15 protein-coding genes and 2 pseudogenes are annotated in these 20,906 nt (G+C 49.1%); 10 read left to right on the plus strand and 7 right to left on the minus strand.

The window, feature by feature from the left end:
• Positions 1–69: 69 nt before the first annotated feature.
• A complete protein-coding gene (locus DCH402_RS12780; RefSeq protein ID WP_040001440.1) occupies positions 70–357 on the minus strand; it encodes a putative quinol monooxygenase in 288 nt (95 codons plus the stop codon).
• A 180-nt stretch (positions 358–537) separates the two neighbouring features.
• Here DCH402_RS12780 and pyrC point away from each other — a divergent pair, with 180 nt between their 5' ends.
• The 3 genes from pyrC to bssS all read left to right on the plus strand — a co-directional run bounded on the left by pyrC (position 538) and on the right by bssS (position 2,498).
• Positions 538–1,581, plus strand: coding sequence for a dihydroorotase (gene pyrC, locus DCH402_RS12785; protein ID WP_040001442.1), 1,044 nt, complete (start codon positions 538–540; stop codon positions 1,579–1,581).
• Between the two features lie 105 nt (positions 1,582–1,686).
• The gene (gene dinI / locus DCH402_RS12790; RefSeq protein ID WP_040001443.1) at positions 1,687–1,929 is read left to right on the plus strand and encodes a DNA damage-inducible protein I; all 243 of its coding nucleotides are present in this window, start codon (positions 1,687–1,689) and stop codon (positions 1,927–1,929) included.
• 314 nt (positions 1,930–2,243) lie between these two features.
• On the plus strand, positions 2,244–2,498 hold the full coding sequence (gene bssS, locus DCH402_RS12795; protein WP_012769335.1) for a biofilm formation regulator BssS: 255 nt from the start codon (positions 2,244–2,246) through the stop codon (positions 2,496–2,498).
• 561 nt (positions 2,499–3,059) lie between these two features.
• Here bssS and trhO read toward each other — a convergent pair.
• Complete coding sequence (trhO, locus tag DCH402_RS12800; RefSeq protein ID WP_040001445.1) at positions 3,060–4,121, minus strand: oxygen-dependent tRNA uridine(34) hydroxylase TrhO; 1,062 nt, start codon at positions 4,119–4,121, stop codon at positions 3,060–3,062.
• A 539-nt stretch (positions 4,122–4,660) separates the two neighbouring features.
• Between trhO and DCH402_RS12805 the strand changes: the two genes are divergently transcribed.
• The gene (locus DCH402_RS12805) at positions 4,661–5,581 is read left to right on the plus strand and encodes a Kdo(2)-lipid IV(A) acyltransferase (RefSeq protein ID WP_040001447.1); all 921 of its coding nucleotides are present in this window, start codon (positions 4,661–4,663) and stop codon (positions 5,579–5,581) included.
• 115 nt (positions 5,582–5,696) lie between these two features.
• Here the strand turns inward: DCH402_RS12805 and mdoH are convergent, their stop codons facing one another.
• On the minus strand, positions 5,697–8,246 hold the full coding sequence (gene mdoH, locus DCH402_RS12810) for a glucans biosynthesis glucosyltransferase MdoH (protein WP_040001448.1): 2,550 nt from the start codon (positions 8,244–8,246) through the stop codon (positions 5,697–5,699).
• Complete coding sequence (locus DCH402_RS12815) at positions 8,239–9,741, minus strand: glucan biosynthesis protein G (RefSeq protein ID WP_152486965.1); 1,503 nt, start codon at positions 9,739–9,741, stop codon at positions 8,239–8,241. Before DCH402_RS12815 ends, mdoH begins: the two co-directional genes overlap by 8 nt.
• A gap of 472 nt (positions 9,742–10,213) precedes the next feature.
• Here DCH402_RS12815 and DCH402_RS21445 point away from each other — a divergent pair, with 472 nt between their 5' ends.
• Both DCH402_RS21445 and DCH402_RS12825 read left to right on the plus strand, forming a co-directional pair.
• Complete coding sequence (locus tag DCH402_RS21445) at positions 10,214–10,618, plus strand: DUF2946 domain-containing protein (RefSeq protein ID WP_071604711.1); 405 nt, start codon at positions 10,214–10,216, stop codon at positions 10,616–10,618.
• 287 nt (positions 10,619–10,905) lie between these two features.
• Positions 10,906–12,257, plus strand: a pseudogene (locus DCH402_RS12825) (PepSY-associated TM helix domain-containing protein).
• A 132-nt stretch (positions 12,258–12,389) separates the two neighbouring features.
• Here DCH402_RS12825 and DCH402_RS12830 read toward each other — a convergent pair.
• Both DCH402_RS12830 and DCH402_RS12835 read right to left on the minus strand, forming a co-directional pair.
• On the minus strand, positions 12,390–14,054 hold the full coding sequence (locus tag DCH402_RS12830) for a methyl-accepting chemotaxis protein (RefSeq protein WP_040001452.1): 1,665 nt from the start codon (positions 14,052–14,054) through the stop codon (positions 12,390–12,392).
• A 1,340-nt stretch (positions 14,055–15,394) separates the two neighbouring features.
• Positions 15,395–15,670, minus strand: a complete 276-nt coding sequence (locus tag DCH402_RS12835) for a hypothetical protein (protein WP_040001453.1) — start codon at positions 15,668–15,670, stop codon at positions 15,395–15,397.
• A gap of 605 nt (positions 15,671–16,275) precedes the next feature.
• On the opposite strand from DCH402_RS12835, the pseudogene DCH402_RS23315 reads away from it, so the two are divergent.
• Positions 16,276–16,460 (plus strand): annotated as a pseudogene (locus DCH402_RS23315) (GhoT/OrtT family toxin).
• Positions 16,461–16,715: 255 nt separating this feature from the next.
• Here the strand turns inward: DCH402_RS23315 and matP are convergent.
• Positions 16,716–17,189 carry a macrodomain Ter protein MatP gene (gene matP / locus DCH402_RS12840; RefSeq protein ID WP_040001454.1) on the minus strand — a complete coding sequence of 158 codons (474 nt, stop codon included), beginning with the start codon at positions 17,187–17,189 and terminating at the stop codon, positions 16,716–16,718.
• A gap of 209 nt (positions 17,190–17,398) precedes the next feature.
• Here matP and DCH402_RS12845 point away from each other — a divergent pair, with 209 nt between their 5' ends.
• The 3 genes from DCH402_RS12845 (at position 17,399) to DCH402_RS12855 (ending at position 20,757) form a co-directional block, all read left to right on the plus strand.
• Positions 17,399–19,129, plus strand: coding sequence for an AAA family ATPase (locus DCH402_RS12845; RefSeq protein ID WP_040001455.1), 1,731 nt, complete (start codon positions 17,399–17,401; stop codon positions 19,127–19,129).
• 90 nt (positions 19,130–19,219) lie between these two features.
• Positions 19,220–19,738 (plus strand): bifunctional 3-hydroxydecanoyl-ACP dehydratase/trans-2-decenoyl-ACP isomerase, encoded by a 519-nt coding sequence (gene fabA / locus DCH402_RS12850; RefSeq protein ID WP_040001457.1) that lies wholly within the window; start codon positions 19,220–19,222, stop codon positions 19,736–19,738.
• A 380-nt stretch (positions 19,739–20,118) separates the two neighbouring features.
• Positions 20,119–20,757 carry an RpiB/LacA/LacB family sugar-phosphate isomerase gene (locus DCH402_RS12855; RefSeq protein WP_040001458.1) on the plus strand — a complete coding sequence of 213 codons (639 nt, stop codon included), beginning with the start codon at positions 20,119–20,121 and terminating at the stop codon, positions 20,755–20,757.
• The last annotated feature ends 149 nt before the right edge of the window (positions 20,758–20,906 follow it).

Below are 20,906 nucleotides of genomic sequence, written 5' to 3' on the forward strand. Positions count from 1 at the left end.
ATGAAAAAAGCACCTGGCGTTTTCAGGTGCTTTTTCTTCCATTCAGTGCCCGTCTATGACGGGCATTTTTTAGGCTACTACCTGTAGCAACTTGATATCAATGCTATCAATTTTGCCTTCAAGCTGAGCGACAAACGCTTGAAAATGGGCGGTCTTTTCATGTTCATTGATCGCTTCCTGACTTTTCCAGCGTTCAAAAAACACGAACGAACCGCTTTTATTCAGTTCCTCATGCAATTCATACTGCAAATTGCCCACTTCCTGGCGGCTCGGTGCTACAACCTGACGAACAACTGCTGTGACCTCATTAATAAATTCCGGCTTAGCCTGAATAATGGCAACGATACGAATTTCCATCACAATGCTCCATTTATATAACAACCAATTGAATATCCAACCATAAAACGCCAACAACAACCTAATTTCAACCTTTTCTCAACGAACGGATGCATTAGCGACATTTTCCGCTTATGCTTATTCCCCGCCATATTTCTCCCCCTGCTTCAGGGATGCTACTTACTGACTGCCGGAGTTTTCATGACCCCCTTGCCGACTATCCTGAAGATTCGCCGTCCTGACGACTGGCATCTTCATCTGCGTGACGATCAGATGCTCAAGGCTGTACTGCCCTATACCAGTCGTTTGTTTGCCAGAGCCATCGTGATGCCGAATCTGACGCCGCCCATTACCCGCGTGGCACAGGCCGAAGCATATCGGCAACGGATTTTATCCGCTGTTCCTGACGGTGAAACTTTCCAGCCGCTGATGACCTGCTATCTGACTGAGTCGCTGGACAAAAACGAGATAATCTCCGGTCATCAGCAAAGCGTATTTACTGCCGCCAAGCTTTACCCGGCACATGCCACGACAAATTCAAGCCATGGGGTTTCAGATATCAGAACTATCTATCCCATACTGGAGGCGATGCAAAAACTGGGAATGCCGCTGTTGGTGCATGGTGAGGTCACCGACCCGGAAGTCGACATCTTCGATCGCGAGGCTCGTTTCATCGAACGAATAATGGAACCGCTGCGTAAGCAGTTTCCGGAGCTGAAAGTGGTTTTCGAACACATTACCACTCGTGAAGCAGCGCAGTATGTACAATCAGCCGATCGCTTCGTGGCAGCCACCATTACTCCGCAACACTTGATGTTCAACCGCAACCATATGCTGGTAGGCGGTATTCGCCCGCACCTGTACTGCCTGCCAATCCTCAAGCGCAACATACACCAGCAGGCACTACGCGAAGCCGTTGCCTCCGGCAGTGAGAAATTTTTCCTCGGCACCGACTCTGCGCCTCACGCTAAACATCGTAAAGAGTCATCCTGTGGTTGTGCCGGCGTTTTCAATGCACAAGCATCACTCAGCGCCTACGCCACCGTGTTTGAAGAGTTGAACGCCCTGGACAAGCTGGAAGCCTTCTGCTCGTTGAACGGTCCTCGTTTTTATGGGCTACCGGTTAATGAAGAGACGCTGGAATTGCACCGTCAGCCAGTACAATTTCCAGAAGAGATACAAGCAGGTGAAGAAAGCATCGTTCCATTCCTTGCTGGTCAGAGTCTGAACTGGTCGGTTGCCTGATAGCATGCCCCCCGATCCGGGAGGGGGCGTCTATACATTTTTTGTTCACGATTGTTGCTTTTCTTTGGGTGCTGTATAAAAATACAGTAAAACAAGGAGGCAACTATGCGTATTGAACTCACTCTGGCAAAAACCACCCCGCTGCCTGCCGGCGCACTTGAAGCATTGGCAAGCGAATTGAGTCATCGGGTTCATGGTATTTACCCGGATACTTCTGTGCATATCCGTTATGCAGCGACAAATAACCTCAGTGTTTTTGGCGGCAGTAAGGACGATAAAGAAAGAATATCGGAAATCCTGCAGGAGACATGGGAAAGCGCTGACGATTGGTTTATTCAAAACGATTAATCCCGACGTCCATCGCCACAGACGTCCATCACCACATAAGTATCCAGCGATTCAGCGCTGTCGTTTTGCCTTCTCGTTTCACTGTGAGGCGTAGCGCTGAATCCCTCTCTTAACATTAAGACACTGTACTGTTTTTGTTCAATTCCTGTTGTTCACTTTCCCAGATAATTAACCGAAACATACACTTGAGTTTTTTTTACATTTAATTTCCATAAATGAATCCGGCGGAGATATACTGATATTGCTCAGCTACAAGAGCCGTCTTAAACCTCGTTTAGTCACTCACGGTAGTAACTAGTCAATAAGGGGTATTTATGGACAGAAAGAATGAGATTATTCAAACGCACCCGTTAGTGGGTTGGGATATCAGTACCGTTGACAGTTATGACGCGATGATGATCCGTCTGCATTACCTTTCTACGGCGGATCAGGCGCCGAATGAAGCGCAGGTTGACCGAACATTATGGTTAACCACCGATGTGGCAAAACAACTCATCTCCATTCTGGAAGCTGGCATTGCTAAAATCGAGTCAAAAGACTGCCGCCCTGCTGACTACCTTAAACATTAAAATTTTTCATATTTATCACCGATATCATTCACAGCCCTGACACCGCTCCCTGGAGCGGTGTCTCACTTTCATAACTATACCCGTCATACTTCAAGTTGCAGGTGCGTTGGCTGCCCTTGCTCACCCCAGTCACTTACTTGAGTAAGCTCCTGGGGATTCACTCGGTTGCCGTCTTCCTGCAACTCGAATTATTTTGGGTATATACTCTGAATAATTCATCACTTTATTTGTTCTTTTGGATAAGTAACCAGGAAAATAAAATACAGAGAAAAATTAAAAATAAATAATTGATATTAATTAATGGACAAAAATAAAGAAATATTTATATAATATTACCCCCATTCCCCTATGCCGATTGACATATAAATTTATTATTTTAAATATTCAATTTACATATTGATTTTACTCTTCAATATCTTTAAGTTTTCGGAACGGTTGTTAACCAAAGAGAAAGATTTCAATAATGCTTTGGCGTAACACATCAACTCGTTATAGACAGGCGAGTATCCGCAAGAAGTAATATCTCGCGCAGAGCCTAATCGCTCTGCGCGTCTCGCCGAATTAATTATTTTTCTCTTCCGGTGCGGGAATACCTAAGGTGGTATTTAGCAATCCCTTAGATTTATTGAATATTTTCATGCTTGCCTCACGATCCTTCCGACGCTGGCGCTGCTCTTCCAACGGTAAACTGATTTCGTCCTGACACACATCACTGCAGCACCCGGCATATTTTCCTGCACACGCCGGACACTGAATAAACAACAAATGGCACCCCTGATTTTTACAGTTGACGTGGGTATCGCATGGTTCACCGCATTGATGACAATGTGCAATCACGTCATCTGATACACGCTCTCCCATTCGCTCGTCAAAAACAAAATTTTTACCGACAAACTTGAGGGGTAACCCGCGCGACTTAGCCTGACGGACATACTCAATAATACCGCCTTCAATGTGATAGACGTTTTTGAAACCATGATGAAGCATATAAGCGCTGGCTTTTTCACAGCGAATTCCGCCGGTACAATACATCACGATATTCTTGTCGCGTGCGTCTGCCAGCATATCGACCGCCATCGGTAATTGTTCCCGAAACGTATCTGAAGGCACTTCAATCGCATTTTCAAAATGACCAACTTCATATTCATAATGATTGCGCATATCGACAAACAGTGTATCGGGCTCATCCACCATTCGGTTGACATCTTCTGCATTAAGGTATTGACCTACGCGTGTTGGATCGAAACTGTCGTCATCAATACCATCGGCGACAATCCGGTCCCGTACTTTCATGCGTAATACCCAAAACGACTTACCATCATCCTCCAACGCAATATTCAGACGGATCCCGTCCAATGCCGGGTGAGAACTAAATAATGCAGCACGGAAATGCTCAAATCGGCTGGCCGGGACGCTGATCTGTGCATTGATGCCTTCTTTGGCGATATATACACGGCCAAATACCTGAATCTGATGAAAGGCGATGTATAACGCATCGCGGAAAGCCTGCGGATCGTCTAACTGAAAATACTTATAAAAGGACACTGTTGTTCGCGGCTCGGTTTCAGCGAGCATACGCGCTTTCAGTTCCTCATTCGAAACGCGGTTATGTAACACTGGCATGGTGTACTGTCCTGTTTTTATTGAGGTGAATGGCGTTAAGGTGATATGAATGTAATGTTGCGCAAATAATAAATTTACGCTGCATCATACAGGAGAGATAGTATGCTGTCAGTGAATGACCACCATTAATGACACCCGCTATACAAGGTATTCGCAAACATTCGACCATTCCATTGGGCATCCAGCTCGGTCATGCCGGTCGAAAAGCCTCAACCGACAGCCCCTGGTTTAGTGACAATCGCCGTAGGCTTGATCACCGAGCCGGAACAGGCAGAGGCCATCCTTGCGACAGAGGAAGAAGATGCCGTAGCGCTCGCCATGCGGGGATTTACCATGCAACATCACGAAACCCTATCAATGTCATCAAACGTTAAAATCCGGATTTCACAGATGCTATGATTAATACCGTATTGAATTTGCGGGTAAAAGCCTATGTGTATCTTCGTCTTAAGAATGATACCGGCGGCTGTTTTGTTGAGAAACACACATCACTCCATTAACCGTCGGCGCACTGTGCGCCGCTTTTTGATACTGATGCTATGACACAAATCCCCTCCTTTCATCGCTCACTATTACACCCACGTTACTGGCCGACATGGTTAGGAATTATTCTGCTCTATCTGGTGGTACTACTGCCGTATCCTCTCATCTATCGTATCGGCACCGGTATGGGCAGGCTGTCTATGCGTATTCTGAAGCGCCGTGTTGCTATCGCTCACCGTAATTTGCAACTTTGCTTCCCGGATATGCCTATTGAAGAGCGGGAAACGCTGGTTAAGAAAAACTTTGAATCTGTCGGTATGGGCGTCATGGAAACCGGTATGGCATGGTTCTGGCCAGACTGGAGAGTAACGCGCTGGTTTACCGTAATAGGGATCGAAAATATGCAGCCTTTACGTGAGCAGAAGCGTGGAGTGCTGTTGATTGGCCTACATTTTCTGACCCTGGAGTTAGGGGCTCGCATCTTCGGCATGCAAAACGCCGGTATTGGCGTTTATCGCCCCAATGATAATAAATTAATCGACTGGTTGCAGACCTGGGGCAGAATGCGCTCTAACAAATCCATGCTGGATCGCAAAGACGTAAAAGGCATGATTCGTGCCCTGAAACAGGGTGAAATCATCTGGTACGCCCCCGATCATGACTATGGCCCACGCAGCAGTGTGTTTGTTCCTTTGTTTGCAGTTAAAAGCGCTGCTACCACCGTCGGCAGCTATATGCTGGCTCGGGCAGCAAAACCCGCTATTGTGCCGTTCGTTCCCCGCCGCCGAGCTGATGGAAAGGGTTATGAATTAATCATTCGCCCGGCTCAGTTGGATATACCGTTGGAAAATGAGGAAACCGCCGCTGCATGGATGAATACCCTGGTGGAAGAAAACATCATGCTGGCACCAGACCAATACATGTGGCTGCATCGGCGTTTCAAAACACGCCCTGCTGGCGAACTCTCACTCTATTAAACGCGCACCGGACGGTACCCGAAATGGAATGAGTGCGATTTGCCCTGCCCCGAATGACAAGCATAAAAAAAGCAACGGACATGCCGTTGCTTTTTCATTAAACCTGAGCGCCAACCTATTCGCTTTTGATCATTGGTGCAGCAAGCATCTGATAATCACTTCGCCAGTTACCGTAATTTTCCGGTTGGCTCCATACCCGATGATGCAGACGGGCCAATGTAACAGGGTCGCTGATTAGCGCCAGACGTAGATTTCCATCCACTTCCTGCGGCTTGCGACTTAGCGCCTCATTGACGCGTTGCTCACGCATATTTTCAATCGGTTTGCTCAGGCGGTGACGTGCCGTTGCCATCGCACTAGCCAGCGCATTGATCGACGGATCAAAAATCGCGTGCATGAAGCCATTTTCCAACTTGCGCTCACGATTCCGGCGGAAATATTCATCAGTCGCCACCAATTCACGGGGAGGCTCATACTCTTCCGGAATAAGCAGCAGTTTGCCACGCTTGCAAGCTAACCCCAAACCAGCACGGCTGGACAACACCGACACCAACGGCGACAAAATCAACGAGAAGACGATTGGCCCCAGCCACCAGAGGAAACGTAAATCCAACCATGCCATACCGCCAGCCCAAACCAAGCCCAGCAAAAGTTGGGAACCATGACGGGCAAACGCTTCACTCCACGGGGTCGCATCATCATCACGCTGCGGCGACTTCCATTGTACCGACCATCCCAGGAATGCACTGACGACAAACACGGTATGGAACAACATACGCACTGGCGCCAGCAACACTGAAAACAGCATTTCAATCAGTAGAGAGAGGCACAACCTGGCAGTACCGCCATAAGATTTTGCCCCCTTGGCGCAGACCAAAATGACGCTCAACAGTTTCGGCAGGAACAACAGCACCAGGGTCGTCGAGAACAGGGCTATTGCCAGTTCCGGTCGCCACTGCGGCCATACTGGGTACAATTGACGCGGTTGCAGGAAGTACTGCGGCTCCATCAATGTATGCACCACCTGCAATGCCGTAGAAAGCGCCAAAAACATAAACCACAACGGCGCAGACAAATAAGACATGACTCCCGTCAGGAACACCGCACGATGTACCGGATGCATACCTTTGACCAAAAACAGCCTGAAGTTCATCAGGTTGCCGTGGCACCAGCGACGGTCTCGCTTCAACTCGTCCAGCAGATTAGGCGGTAACTCTTCATAGCTACCCGGTAAATCGTAAGCAATCCAGACGCCCCACCCGGCACGACGCATCAACGCGGCTTCGACAAAGTCATGCGACAGAATAGAACCGGCAAAAGATCCCTCACCCGGCAGCGGTGCCAGCGCACAATGCTCAATAAATGGTTTCACGCGGATGATCGCGTTATGCCCCCAGTAATGGGACTCACCCAACTGCCAGAAGTGCAACCCGGCTGTGAACAAGGGTCCATAAACACGAGTAGCAAACTGCTGGCAACGGGCATATAGCGTATCCATACCCGATGCACGTGGCGCAGACTGGATAATCCCGGCGTTTGGATTAGCCTCCATTAGCCGAACCAGAGACGTCAGGCATTCCCCGCTCATCACACTGTCGGCATCCAGCACGACCATATAGCTATACTGGTTGCCCCAGCGACGACAGAAATCATCGATGTTGCCACTCTTACGTTTTACACGGCGACGGCGACGGCGATAGAAGATACGCCCGGTGCCGTCGACTTCACGGCACAAATCCATCCATGCTTTTTGCTCGGCGATACAGATATCCGGATCGTTACTGTCGCTGAGCACATAAATATCAAAATGGTCCAGATCGCCAGTCGCTGCAACCGACTCGTAAGTCGCACGCAATCCCGCGAAGACGCGTTCCACATCCTCGTTGCAAATCGGCATAATTAATGCCGTACGGTGCTTGGGATTAAGCGGTTCATTGCCGGTGATTGTCGAAGAGATACTGTATTTATCTTTGCCTATCAGCAGTTGCAGGAACCCCATTAATGCGGTCCAAAAACCTGCCGAAACCCAGCAAAACAGAATAGCAAACAGGATCAATATCCCGCTTTGCAGAACGTACGGCAGCAATTGCATAATCGTACGCCATATATCCTGATGAGCCATGGCAAACGGATCGATTAACGCCCATCCCTGATAAGGAAGAATGGTCTTCATATACCAGGTAGCAATAGCCGTCTGGAATAACGTCAGTACCAACAAAACGTAACGACGTAGCGTACCGACTTTACGCCAGCGATTTTCCGCTTCGTTCTCTTCTGCAGTTTTGTACTGATGACGAAGCGGTTTAGTACGCCCGTTTATCGAATCCCACCAGCGTGCCATGGGATTTGTTTGCCAGGCGTCAGGAAACATGGAAGCACGGGTAATGCGCGGCATAGCTTGTAATGCAGTACGCCCTTCGCGATCTTTACCCAGTTGCTTGCCACCATTTAGCCCGCCTTCCCATGCCAATTCCAAACGGCGTGGAACGGAAACCAGCGGAATATCGTCTGATGACTGCATATTGACGACAGAACCATCAGACAATGACTGGTGTAAGGAAGAAAAATCCTGAGACGAAGACAATGCCTCATGAAGGGCCTCTGCCTGCCCGGCAGGCAGAGGCAATTTCTCGATGTACTCGAGGGAAGTGGTTGACTTATTCATTAGCAGGCAGCTGATAGCTCCAGGTTTCAGTCAATGTCGTATCGCCATTGACCAACGCCGCTCGCATTTCCGTCGGCTGTTTATTGTCCTTCACTTTCAGACGCAGTGTCAGACGCCAGCCATGTGTTACCGGATTATAGCGAACACTGTTTTCCACGATTTCACCGTTGTCGCCAATACTGGCTTGTGAGGCGACAGGCGTATTCGGATCCAGATCCTTCATTTTGCCACCGGCAAAATCAACCAGGAATGCGATAGTGCCGTCAGGCTGACGAATCAGGTTGGACTGTTTCACATCCCCCGTCGAACGTCTGGTCTGCATGACGTATGCCTGTTCCGGAGAATGCAGGGCTTCTTCGTCTTTCGTGAAATGCAACCGATATTTAACTTCCAGCGGCTTACCTTTTTCCGGCAGGGTTTCAGGCGTCCAGAAGGCGACGATATTATCGTTGGTTTCATCCGCAGTTGGGATCTCTACCAGTTCAACTTTGCCTTTACCCCAGTCTCCTTTGGTTTCCACCCAACCGCTCGGACGCAAGTCATAACGATCGTCCAGATCTTCATAACCCGAGAAATTACGGCCGCGCTGTAGCAAGCCAAAACCTTTCGGATTCTCAATCGTATAGGTGCTTACGGCGAGATGTTTAGGATTATTCAGCGGACGCCAAATCCACTCGCCATTGCCGGCATGAATCGATAGACCGTTGGAATCATGCAATGCCGGACGATAATTCAATGTTGGCGACGGCTGATTGGGCCCAAACAGATACATACTGGTCAGCGGTGCAACGCCCAATTTACCCACTTTATCACGCAGGTAAACTTTGGCTTCCACATCCATCATACTGTCGCTACCTGGATAAAGCACGAAACGGTAAGCACCCGTAGAACGCGGAGAGTCCAGCAAGGCATAGATCACCAGATGCTTGTCTTCCGGTTTCGGATGTTCAATCCAGAACTCGCGGAAACGCGGAAACTCTTCGCCGGAAGGTAAAGCCGTATCAAGCGCCAGGCCGCGAGCCGAAAGGCCATACACCTGCCCCTTGCCTACGATGCGGAAATAGCTTGCGCCCAGCATACTGAGAATTTCATCGTTTTTATCCGCTTTATTGATCGGATAAAGAACTTTAAAACCCGCGAAACCCAGATCTTTTACCGTCTCCGGGTCATGATTAACGGAGCCAAAATCGAAGTAATCAGTGGAATATTTGATTTCATTGACTTCAGTGGCCGTCACTTCGTTGATTTTGACTGGGATGTCAAAATACATACCCTGATGGTAGAACTGCAGTTTGAAAGGCGTCTGGTCCGAATTCCAGTAGGATTTGTCCTGGTTGAAGCGAATCTGCTGATAATCAGCAAATTTCATATCACGAAATTGAGCAGGAAGATTACTCTTTGGCGCTTCATACCCCTTTTCAGCAAGCTTTTCCGCCTTCTGCGCAACATCATCAATGGAAAAAGCCCAAGCGTGCAATGATGTCAAAGACAGCATAACCGCAGCTGAAACCCAGCGAAGATTTGCAACCCGCTGCTTAACCCTAAATTTATTAACCAGCACATCTCCCCCTGTATGTGTGCCTAAATCAACTAAAACCCATATTAATGGATAAGTTAGCTTTCCGACAACTCGAGAAAAGAACGGTTCATCATAATAGGTCATCGTTTAGACAACCATCGACACGCTTAAACGGTAAACCGCCTTTTCAGGATGAAAAACCATAACGAATATCCTTCTGGAAAGGCCCAAGAATAGTCCGTTGAGAAACGAGGGTAAATTTTCCTCTCACACGGCGGTAGTAGCAAGAAACTTCTGGTTATGACCATCACTCAACGTTGCTTTGTGGAAAGCAAACCGCAATATCTTCACCTGACATGAACAAAATAGAACATTTTCTTAACTCTCGCGTCATGAATCAGGTAGAGTGTCGCCCATGTTGCCCTTTTCTATTCATCACATGTAACACATGTCCTTGTTTGAACTGAGACAATGGCGCTTCCCTGCCTGGCTTGGGATCCTGGCCTTTGCCATGATCTTCCTGGCCCCGCCTGTTTCGCTGTCATTGCGAAACAGTCATCATGTTCAAATGGCGTCGCACCATTCGCTTTCAGCGATGGTATCCATGCCGGCCCACCACAATCACCACGCCCCTCCCGCTATTCCGACCGGGGGAATGGGAGAGATGGGGATGGATCATGCCGCATGCGGTTATTGCGTTCTCCTTTCTTACTTACCGCTGCTGACGTTATCCGGCCAGCTTCAACCGGTTCATGCCGTTTGGTTATCCCGCTGGCAACCCATCAATCAGCGCTCTTTTCTGCCGCCTATTGCCTCTTTCCTGTCGCCACTGCCCCGCTCCCCTCCGCAGTAACTCAGCACGATTAAACGCTTATGAACTCATTGACGTGGCATCAGACGCGGTTCGGTTTACCGCGGGATCCGTCATGTCAAACATCGCTGAATCGCTGTCACCGCCGCCAGAAAAAACATGTTTTCTTGCCGGCAGCGGATTTATTTTATTCCGGAGATTTTATGTCCAAGTTAAAAACCGAGACATCCTTAATACCGACAGGAACGCGCATTAATGCACCGCCCGCGCGCAATACGCACCACGATAATCTGGTTCTCTCGCAACGTGCGTCATTACAGGCCTTATTGATGCGGCTGCATTTTTACATCGGCTTATTTGTCGGTCCGTTCATCTTTATTGCAGCCTTGACCGGCACACTCTATGTGCTTACACCTCAGATTGAAGCCAAACTATATTCTAACCAGTTACTTACCAACACGGCAGGAGCACCGCGCTCACTGTCGCAACAGATTGAAACCGCTACCCATACTCTAGGCGATAAGGCTCAGCAAGCCCGATTAGTCGCGGTGCGACCAGCCCCGGCTGCCGGGCAGACGACGAGGGTAATGTACTCATTGCCGAGTCTCGGTCCAGCAGAAAGCTTTGCGGTTTTTGTTGATCCGGTTTCACTCGACATCCGTGGCACCTTAACGGTGTACGGCACCAGCGGCATTTTGCCGTTCCGCACGACGCTGGACTATTTGCACCGCAATTTGTTGCTGGGTGATATTGGCCGTCACTACAGTGAGCTGGCTGCCTCCTGGTTATGGATTGCTGCATTAGGGGGCTTATACATCTGGGTCTCAACCCGCAAAAACCATCCCCAGTTGCGCCGTCGCCCCACAGCCGGGCGCCCAAGTCCCGTCAGGCAGCGCCAACTGTTACGCAATAACCACGCGTTAACCGGCTTACTGCTGCTTATTGGACTGCTTTTTTTTCAGCAACCGGGCTCACCTGGTCCCGTTGGGCTGGTGATAACATTACCCAGCTCCGTACTGTGATGGGGTGGCTGACGCCCTCGGTCAATACCAAGCTGAATTCGGTACCTGCTGCGCCCGCTTCTCCACCGGTGGAACACCCTATGATATCAATGCCTATGACGCCTACCGGTGCAACGCCGCAAACCTTTGACCAGGTGTTGACCGTTGCCCGAAACGCAGGCATTGATGCGGGAAAAATAGAGATTCGCCCGGCAGCAAATCCCCAGCGGGCATGGACGGTTAGCGAAATTGATCGAGCATGGCCTACACAGGTTGACGTCGTGGCAGTTGATCCGACAACGCTTCGCGTCATAGACAAAGTTAATTTTTCCGACTATCCGTTGGCCGCTAAATTAACGCGTTGGGGGATTGATGCCCATATGGGAATTTTATTCGGTCTGCCCAATCAGATAGTGCTTGCCGCTTTTGGCGTCGGTTTATGCAGTCTGATCATATGGGGCTATCGGATGTGGTGGACACGACGCCCGACGCTTGCCGCCACGCGGCACCCCGTTCAAACGTTAACCACAACGTTCCTGCAACTGAATGGCCAGCACCGGTTACTGGTACTGGTTATGGCAAGTGCACTGGCGATCAGCCTGCCCGTCATGGGCGTCAGTCTGGTACTGTTTTTACTGCTCGATATCTGGCGTTGGTCACGGCAGCGTCAGACGGCATAACTCATGCTGTTCAGTGAAATGGTGTCTCGCAAACGCAGTGCGGCGGCACGTTTCATTTACGGTTACATCTGAATATAAAAAAACACCGCAGCCTCAATCCGCTGCGGTGTTTACCCGTCTTTAGTCAACCGTTTAGAACGCTGCCCATTCCGGCGTATCAGCCACTCTTGCGTCTTTTGCGCCCGGCAACCCGGTCAACGCCAGCCCTTTTTCTCCAGGCTGGAACCGAGCCGCACTATTGTCAGACCAGTTATTATTCAGCCTGAATACACTGACGGTTTTCGCCAGCGTTTGCGCCTGTTCCTGCAACGACAACGCCGCCGCCGCAGATTCCTCTACCAGCGCCGCATTCTGTTGCGTCGTCGTATCGATCTGCCCGATCGCCAGGTTTATCTGATTAATCCCCTCGCTTTGTTCCAGGCTGGCTCTAGCGATCTCTTTGATGAACCCATCGGCGTTATGCGCGTTATCAATCACCGCCACCATGGTCTGCTCTGTGCTTTCCACCAGTGACATCCCTTCCTGCACCTTCTGGACGGAGTTATCAATCAATTCTTTGATTTCTTTAGCAGAATTAGCACTACGCTGCGCCAGTGCACGCACCTCGCTGGCAACAACGGCGAACCCCCGTCCTTGCTCACCAGCACGAGCCGCTTCCACCGCCGCATTCAGCGCCAGGATATTGGTCTGAAAAGCGATGCTGTCAATAACACCAATAATTTCCGCCATACGCTGGGATGCGTTGCGTATTTCACGCATTTCCTGGGTAACATCCGCCATCATTTCTCCGCTTTGACGGACAATATCGGAAGCCTTGCCGGCCAGTGACGCAGCATGTTCCGTATTCGCCGCCGTATTCTTAATGGTGGAGGTCAGTTGCTCAATCGATGCCGCCGTCTGTTCCAGAGAGCTGGCCTGTTCTTCGGTACGAGCAGACAAATCCTGATTTCCCGCCGCAATCTGCGAAGCAGCGGACGAAATGGTTTCAGCACCATCGCGTACCTGGCTGACAATATTGCGCAAGCTCTCATTCATGCCGTACAACGCCTGCAACAATTGACCGGTTTCGTCCCTTGTACACGCAGAGGCTTCCGTGGTTAAGTCGCCTTTGGCGACTTTTCCCGCCAGTGTTAATGCCGCCTGCAACGGCTGCGTCACGCTACGGGTTATTCCCCAGGCGATCAGCCCTCCAGCGACAATACTGACGATAACAACCAGCCACAGTACCATACGAATATCACTATAACTCTGTTGTACGGCTTCCCGTGCGCTACTCATTTGATCGTCTTGATAATCAATGAATTCGGCTACTTTAGCCTTATATTTTTTTTGCAGATCCTGAGATACGCTCATTAATTCGGCTATCGCCTCTTGCTTATTTCCACGGCTAGCCAAATCCATGATTTTATTTCCAGACACACTATATTCACTTCGAATTTGCTGAATCTCTCGAAGTAAACTGGCAGAGTGTTCATCTTTGACACTTTTACCTAAATCAGCCAATAAAGCTGTAATCTCTGCGGAGTGATTTTTAGTTTCTTTATTCTTTTGTTGAATATCAGTATCTGTGTCCAGCATCAACACCAACTGTTGACCAAGCAAGGCATCATTCAACTCGTCGATCAACTTATTCCCTTTGGCCGTCAGCGGATAAAGCTCAGAAACGGTATAATTCATTTTTCGGTTAAATTCGTTCAGATTACTTAACGCCACCGCTCCGGAAATAAACAACATGACGATGAGAAATGAAAATCCGATTGCTAGTCTATAGCCTATTTTTAAGTTAGATAAATTCATGTTGAGCCTCTTTAATAAAATCCTTTCGATTACAATCCAATAAAATAGAATGATAAATATTTTATATTTACCAAACTCCATGCTTTAAGAGGTTCATTTCACTGCAATATGAACCATAGGCACACAATCTCTGAGCGACAAGAAGGAAAGTTAATTGAGGTAATAGCACAGATCTCTTACCTGCGAACAGCCTGGAAAAACCTGTACGGCATACCCCGAATGGGTTAAGGTCGGATCTCAAGTCATTTTTGTTAGCACGGCATGTGCGCCAACACATTATTCCAGATTTGGAAATCATTTTATCCTCCATGATTATCATTACCAGCTAGTGAGCAGTAGCCAAAGCGGCCATGCAATGGCCTGATGAGTAGTCAAGGCCATACCATGGTTATTTCTACCGGCTATTGATTGGCAATAATCGAATGCGGCATCCTGCCATCTCCATTATCAGCGTAATCACCTTCTATGTGACCACACTGACAGTGGATTGTTTCACATTATAAACAGAATGGTAAGTGCATTATGGTTTATGACAAAAAAATCTTACATAAATTTCCATATAATGACGCGACAACTTACCTGTTTTTCCATTCAGGAAATCCTCCTACCTGTCGATATCTTATTTTATAATTAACACCTCTACGTGATGAGGCAGAAAGATATTCGATAATTTTGGAAAAAAAGATGACATTTATATCTTAAAGAAAATTTCCGAAAAAAATGTAGTTCATTCTATTCAGAGACGTCCGTTGCTTAACATTGTTCTCCTGTTCGTCACTGTACACCTGGACTCGTGCTCCGCAAACACAAGACAGTCGACGACGCGCCATGTGAATTAAGTAGATGAACCCAGATGAAAGTTCCATTCAGGTATCGGCAATCGCAAACGTACCATTTCAATCCCGCCGGCAGGTCGCCCATCGAAGAATTGCACAACGCCACACGTTAACCTTTTAGGGCAAAACAGTTGCGTCTCGTGACGCGGCGGTACCGTGCATATCGAGCACTAACATAAACCAGAGATCAGGTAACGGGCAAATCGGCATTCGCTGATTTGGCGCGGCTCGTGCGTCCATAGGGCGACGCCTATTACGAGGCGGAGTTAAGAGTTGCAAGCTGAAGTGAGGCGTATATACCCTAGATAATTCGAGTTGCAGGACAAACGCGTTGGCTCGTATGAGCGGCAAATCGGTATTAGCCGATTTGAACGCTGCCGGCAGCGGCTCGTAGGGCGAGGACCATTGATGGGCCGAGTAAGAAAGCCAACGCACCTGCAACGTGAAGTATGACGGGTATAAATGCTGCATCATGACGGCTGATACAGCATTCGACGAACGGAATTACTTTTTCTTGGATGCGCTTTTGCCCTTCAGCAGTTGACGAAGTTTTTTGATTTCCTTCGCCGTCAGCGGTTGCTCCACAATCTCTTCCGTATTCTGACTATCAACGATTTCTGCCTCATCAGCGTCATGGGCATGCTCTTCGATATCAAAACTTCGCAGCAAACGAGCACTGACCTCAGCGCTGATAGAAACCTCGTTTTCCAACGCGGCGGCTTTGATCCGCTCTTTCAGCTCCAATGGGATTTTCAGTGACAGACTTGATATCTCGCTCATTTCATTACCTTTATGGCAGGAGAAAGTCTCAAACTATTCCAGTCTTTGCACAAAGTCCATACTGCAACAAAAAATTAATATAATTGTCATGAAAGTCACAAAAAAACATAAAAAAGACGCATCTTTGATGTGATATAGATCGCAACTTTGTTCAACTTATCTTCGTCGGTATTTTCCCCGTACCATAACAGCAACCAACCGCGTTATGCCCAGCGTCAATTACGCGTTGTTCATACCGGAAATAAAGGGTTATCTAAAAAATAGGCAAATGAAGTTCAGATTATTCTTGATCTGCATTCTTTGACATGTCCGTCAAAAATAAATGAAGGCTCCGTGTAATATTATTACAAAGCAAGGCGAGATCAGCTTAGGGACCGCGTCAGCCGCAACGACACTGCCGCACGCCGTTAACATTTCCCGCTATTGAGATACCGATGACGAAGGTACGCCACCACGTTGACGAAGAGCGGGACAATGAACGCCTCGGCGTGCAGCAAGATTTAACGACTGGAGCACGGATCCGGCATCGCCAGACCGGTTAATCGATTGATCGCAACATTTTAACAGCATAGAATACGCCCCCCTGCAACCATAAGGAAGTAAATGTGTCACACCATCACCTGTGGGAAATGATCAGAACGCTCTATTTTCTGGGCCTTTCGGTCTCGATGTTATTTACTTTTTTATGAGTAAGGATAATTCCTTAGTCATGCGCTTTCTGGCTGCAATATTAATTGGCGTTACCTGGCCATTAAGTTTTCCAGTCGTCATCGTTTTTTCATTTTTTTAATTATTATACCCAAAATAATTTGCGGCACAGGATAAACCGCCCACCTTTTGAACAACGCATTGACTATCGAAGGATTATTGGCAACGAAAGGAATAGAAAACGCCCGAACATTAATATCTGCTGCGCTATCCATAATAACGAAGAGCGCGCTATGAAGCAGATGTGCGTCCCTGAGAGTAAAACGGCCAGAATAGTGATGGGTATAAACGAATAGACCATAAGTGAAAGACAAATCATCGTTGTTCGGCGGCCGTCTTAATCCGTCGATGTATCGTCCGGCGGCTGGTTTAGCATGGCCTGAAGGTCTTGTCTGAGCAGCGACATCTGGCTGGCATACTTCTCCTTATATTCCGCATCCTCCAGCAATTGCACGATTGTTTCCGACAAGGTAATGCCGCGTCGCTGCGCCAACGCTGCCAGGCGTTGCCATACCAGATATTCCAGATCGATGGATTTTTTACGGGTATGCTGGTGTTCTGCATTGAAGTGCCTTTTGCGTCTGGCACGAATCGTCTGTTTCAACCGATTTTCCAGTGCCGGGTTCATACACTGTGCAATCCACTCCAGCACCAATACCGGCTGACTTTCCATTTTCAACAGACGGCTTACGGCTTCATCAGCCGCGCTTTGCTCAATAAAGCGCGTAATGGGCTCACCTTCGCGATGTTTTTTAACCAGATACTTCCACTTCCAACCGCACTCAAGATTTTTTAGTTGTTGATATTTCATATATTATTCTTTAGTGACCGTGTAACGTGCCTGAAATTGTCCCCATTGTTGCCCGATATTCCCATTGCAGGCAATCCCTGGCTGATTATTTTTTATCCAAAACAGACGCTGAATGCTCTCTTGTTCGCCTCTCCGATCTCAGCACATATGCAGCATTGAGAATTCTTGTATAATTACGCTTTTCCTTATAAACGATTACAGCAGATACTTTGACCAGTAACCGACTCGAATGGCAGCAATTGCTGCCCGATCATGCGCCATATCAGACATTATTCTCCCAGGCTGCTCAGTTGGCTCCCGCAGAATTCTCCGCGGTCCAACCCCGACTGGCCGATGCACTGACGATTTTCTGTCATCCTCGCTCGCCATCTCAGTTCATGCTGCTGAAAGCGCAGGAGAATAATGCTTATCTCGCATTGATTGCCAATGCCATCGCTCATTTGCCGGCCCGGCAGCCAGAGACGTTGCACGGCTATCGTTATCATATTGACGGCCGTCAGATCAGTATTCAGCCGGCTCAATATCCAGATGACAATTTTGCGGCTACGCTGCGTAGCGGCTATCAGGAATGGATCGAGCCAGAACAGCTGTTCGGCTGTGTGCGGGTGTATAAAGACGACATCAGCCTGCAACCCGGCCTGATCCACCGTGTAAACGGCGGTACGCTGATCCTGTCGGCACGAACATTGCTGGCGCAACCGCTGATGTGGCTACGGCTTAAACAAATCATTATCGATGGTCAGTACCACTGGCTATCTCCCGATGAGCGGCAACCATTACCGGTATCGATTCCACCGGTGCCGATTGACCTGCGTCTGATCGTAGTTGGCGATCGAGAAAGTCTGGGCGATATTCACGACATGGAACCCGAGCTGGGCGAACTGGCAATCTATGGCGAATTTGAATCACACCTGCAATTGATTGAACCCGAAGACATGGTGCACTGGTGTTCGTACATCAATACGCTATGTCTGGAAAATCAACTGCCGCTGCTGGCCGCAGACGCCTGGCCGGAATTGTTCACGCTGGCGGTACGTTATAGCGGTGATCAGGGCAGTGTTCCGTTATGTCCGCAATGGCTGACTCACCAGCTCAAACACGCAGCGTTGTATACGCGTCAGGAAGACATTACCGGACAAGCGATTATTGATGCTGTGACTACACGCCGCTGGCGGGAAGGTTACCTGTCCGAACGCATGCAGGATGAAATCGAACTCGGCCAGGTGTTGATCGAAACCGAGGGCGAGATCATTGGTCAGGTAAATGGCTTGTCTGTACTGGAGTATCCCGGTTACCCATTGATGTTCGGCGAACCAATCCGCATCAGTTGTGTGGTACACCCCGGCGACGGCGAGTTAACCGATGTTGAACGCAAAGCCGAGCTGGGTGGCAACCTACATGCCAAAGGCATGATGATCATGCAGGCTTTTCTGATTTCTGAATTGGAACTGGAACAACAACTGCCCTTTTCTGCCTCGATCGTGTTCGAGCAGTCTTACGGCGAAGTCGATGGCGACAGCGCCTCGCTGGCCGAACTCAGCGCTCTGGTGAGTGCGTTATCGCAATACCCGATTAATCAGCAGTTGGCCGTGACCGGCTCAGTCGACCAGTTTGGTCATGTACAACCTATCGGCGGCGTTAACGAAAAAATCGAAGGATTTTTCGAGGTCTGTCAGCGCCGCGGCCTGACGGGTAAGCAAGGGGTGGTTATCCCGACGACCAACCAGCGCCATTTATGTCTGTCGCCGGATATCATCGATGCGGTACGTAAAGAACAATTCCATATTTATGCCGTGGATTCAGTGGCCGAAGCCTTGATGATATTAACCCAAATGCCTTATGACGATGAGCATCAGCCCAGCCTGCTCTCGGCAATCCGTGAACGCATTGCACAGCTGGCACAACCGGAACGACGTCGTTTCCCATGGTTTTTCCGTTGAGGAAACTGGTTGGGCCAGCAGCAACGGACTTGCTCAGCGTACATCTGTACGCTAACCTGCGTGCTCCACAAAAACAGGGCTTATAGAAACATGGTAGACAAACGCGACTCCTACTCAAAAGAAGATCTTTTCGCCAGCGGACGCGGTGAACTGTTTGGTCCTCAGGGGCCACAACTGCCGGCCGGCAACATGCTGATGATGGATCGTGTCATCTCGATGACCGAAGAAGGCGGTCTGCATGGAAAAGGCTATGTGGAAGCAGAGCTGGACATCCGCCCGGACCTGTGGTTCTTCGGTTGCCATTTCATCGGCGACCCGGTGATGCCAGGCTGTCTGGGGCTGGATGCTATGTGGCAGTTGGTAGGTTTCTACCTCGGCTGGCTGGGCGGTGAAGGCAAAGGCCGTGCGCTGGGCGTGGGTGAAGTAAAATTCACCGGGCAAGTGCTGCCGGACGCTAAGAAAGTGACTTATCGCATCCATTTCAAGCGTGTTATCAACCGCAAGCTGATCATGGGCATTGCAGACGGTGAAGTGTTGGTCGATGACCGCCTGATCTATACGGCAACCGACCTGAAGGTCGGTCTGTTCAAAGACACCAGCACATTCTAATCACAGAAAAAACGCGGCGTTCTCGCCGCGTTTTGCTGTCGACGCCCGCGCTCCACCGCACGTTGACGGTCCGCAGACCTCGCCTGTCGTCTGTCTCATTTCCTTGCTTCTTCATCTTCCGGTCATTATCCGTCGCCTGACGTCCGGCAACATAACATGCGGTCTGAGGAACGGATAACGGTGTACGCCACGAACCCGGTCGGCTATCTTCTCTGCAATTCACAGACAAAGGCGGTCGCGAGAGGTCGAGCAGTTCACGTTTTTGCGATCAATTCCGGTTTCTGGTGGTTTGCGGTTTCTGATGAGCAAGGTATACTGAGCCATCGAAATGAAATAGTGTTTTAAAAAATGTAGTTGTCCGCACACTTAAAGGAATGAACATGAAAATTGCACTGATTAACGAGAACAGCCAGGCTGCAAAAAACGCGATTATCGCTGCTGCTCTGTCCAAAGCCGTTGAACCGATGGGTCACACCGTATACAACTACGGTCAATACGCTGTTGAAGACGCAGCACAGCTGACTTACATCCAGAACGGTATTCTGGCTGCCATCCTGCTGAACTCCGGTGCCGCTGATTTCGTGGTCACGGGTTGTGGTACTGGTCAGGGCGCTATGCTGGCCTGTAACTCTTTCCCGGGTGTAATCTGTGGTCTGGTTGTTGACCCGTCAGACGCTTACCTGTTCTCTCAGATCAACAACGGTAATGCCGTTTCTCTGCCGTACGCTAAAGGCTTTGGCTGGGGTGCTGAACTGAATCTGGAAAACCTGTTCACCCAGTTGTTCAAAGAAGAAGGCGGCCGCGGCTATCCGAGCGATCGCGTAGCTCCGCAGCAGCGTAACAAGAAAATTCTGGATGCAGTAAAAGCCGTGACCTACAACGACCTGATCACCATCCTGAAAGGTTTGGATCAGGAATTGGTCCAAGGCGCTATCGCCGGCCCGAAATTCCAGGAGTACTTCTTCGCCAATAGCACCAATGCGGAACTGACCAGCTACATCAAATCCCTGCTGAACTAATTCAGCCAGGTCATATGATGCGACCATCGCTCCGGCGGTGGTCTTTTTTTGCCCGCAAGACAACGCTCGGCGGTATGGGTCGAGCAACAGTTAACCAGACGTTTTAAAAGCCTGAAATACTGCTTGACCATAACAGGGCGACTCCCTAT

Source organism: Dickeya chrysanthemi NCPPB 402, assembly GCF_000406105.1.
GTDB classification, from domain to species: Bacteria; Pseudomonadota; Gammaproteobacteria; order Enterobacterales; family Enterobacteriaceae; genus Dickeya; species Dickeya chrysanthemi.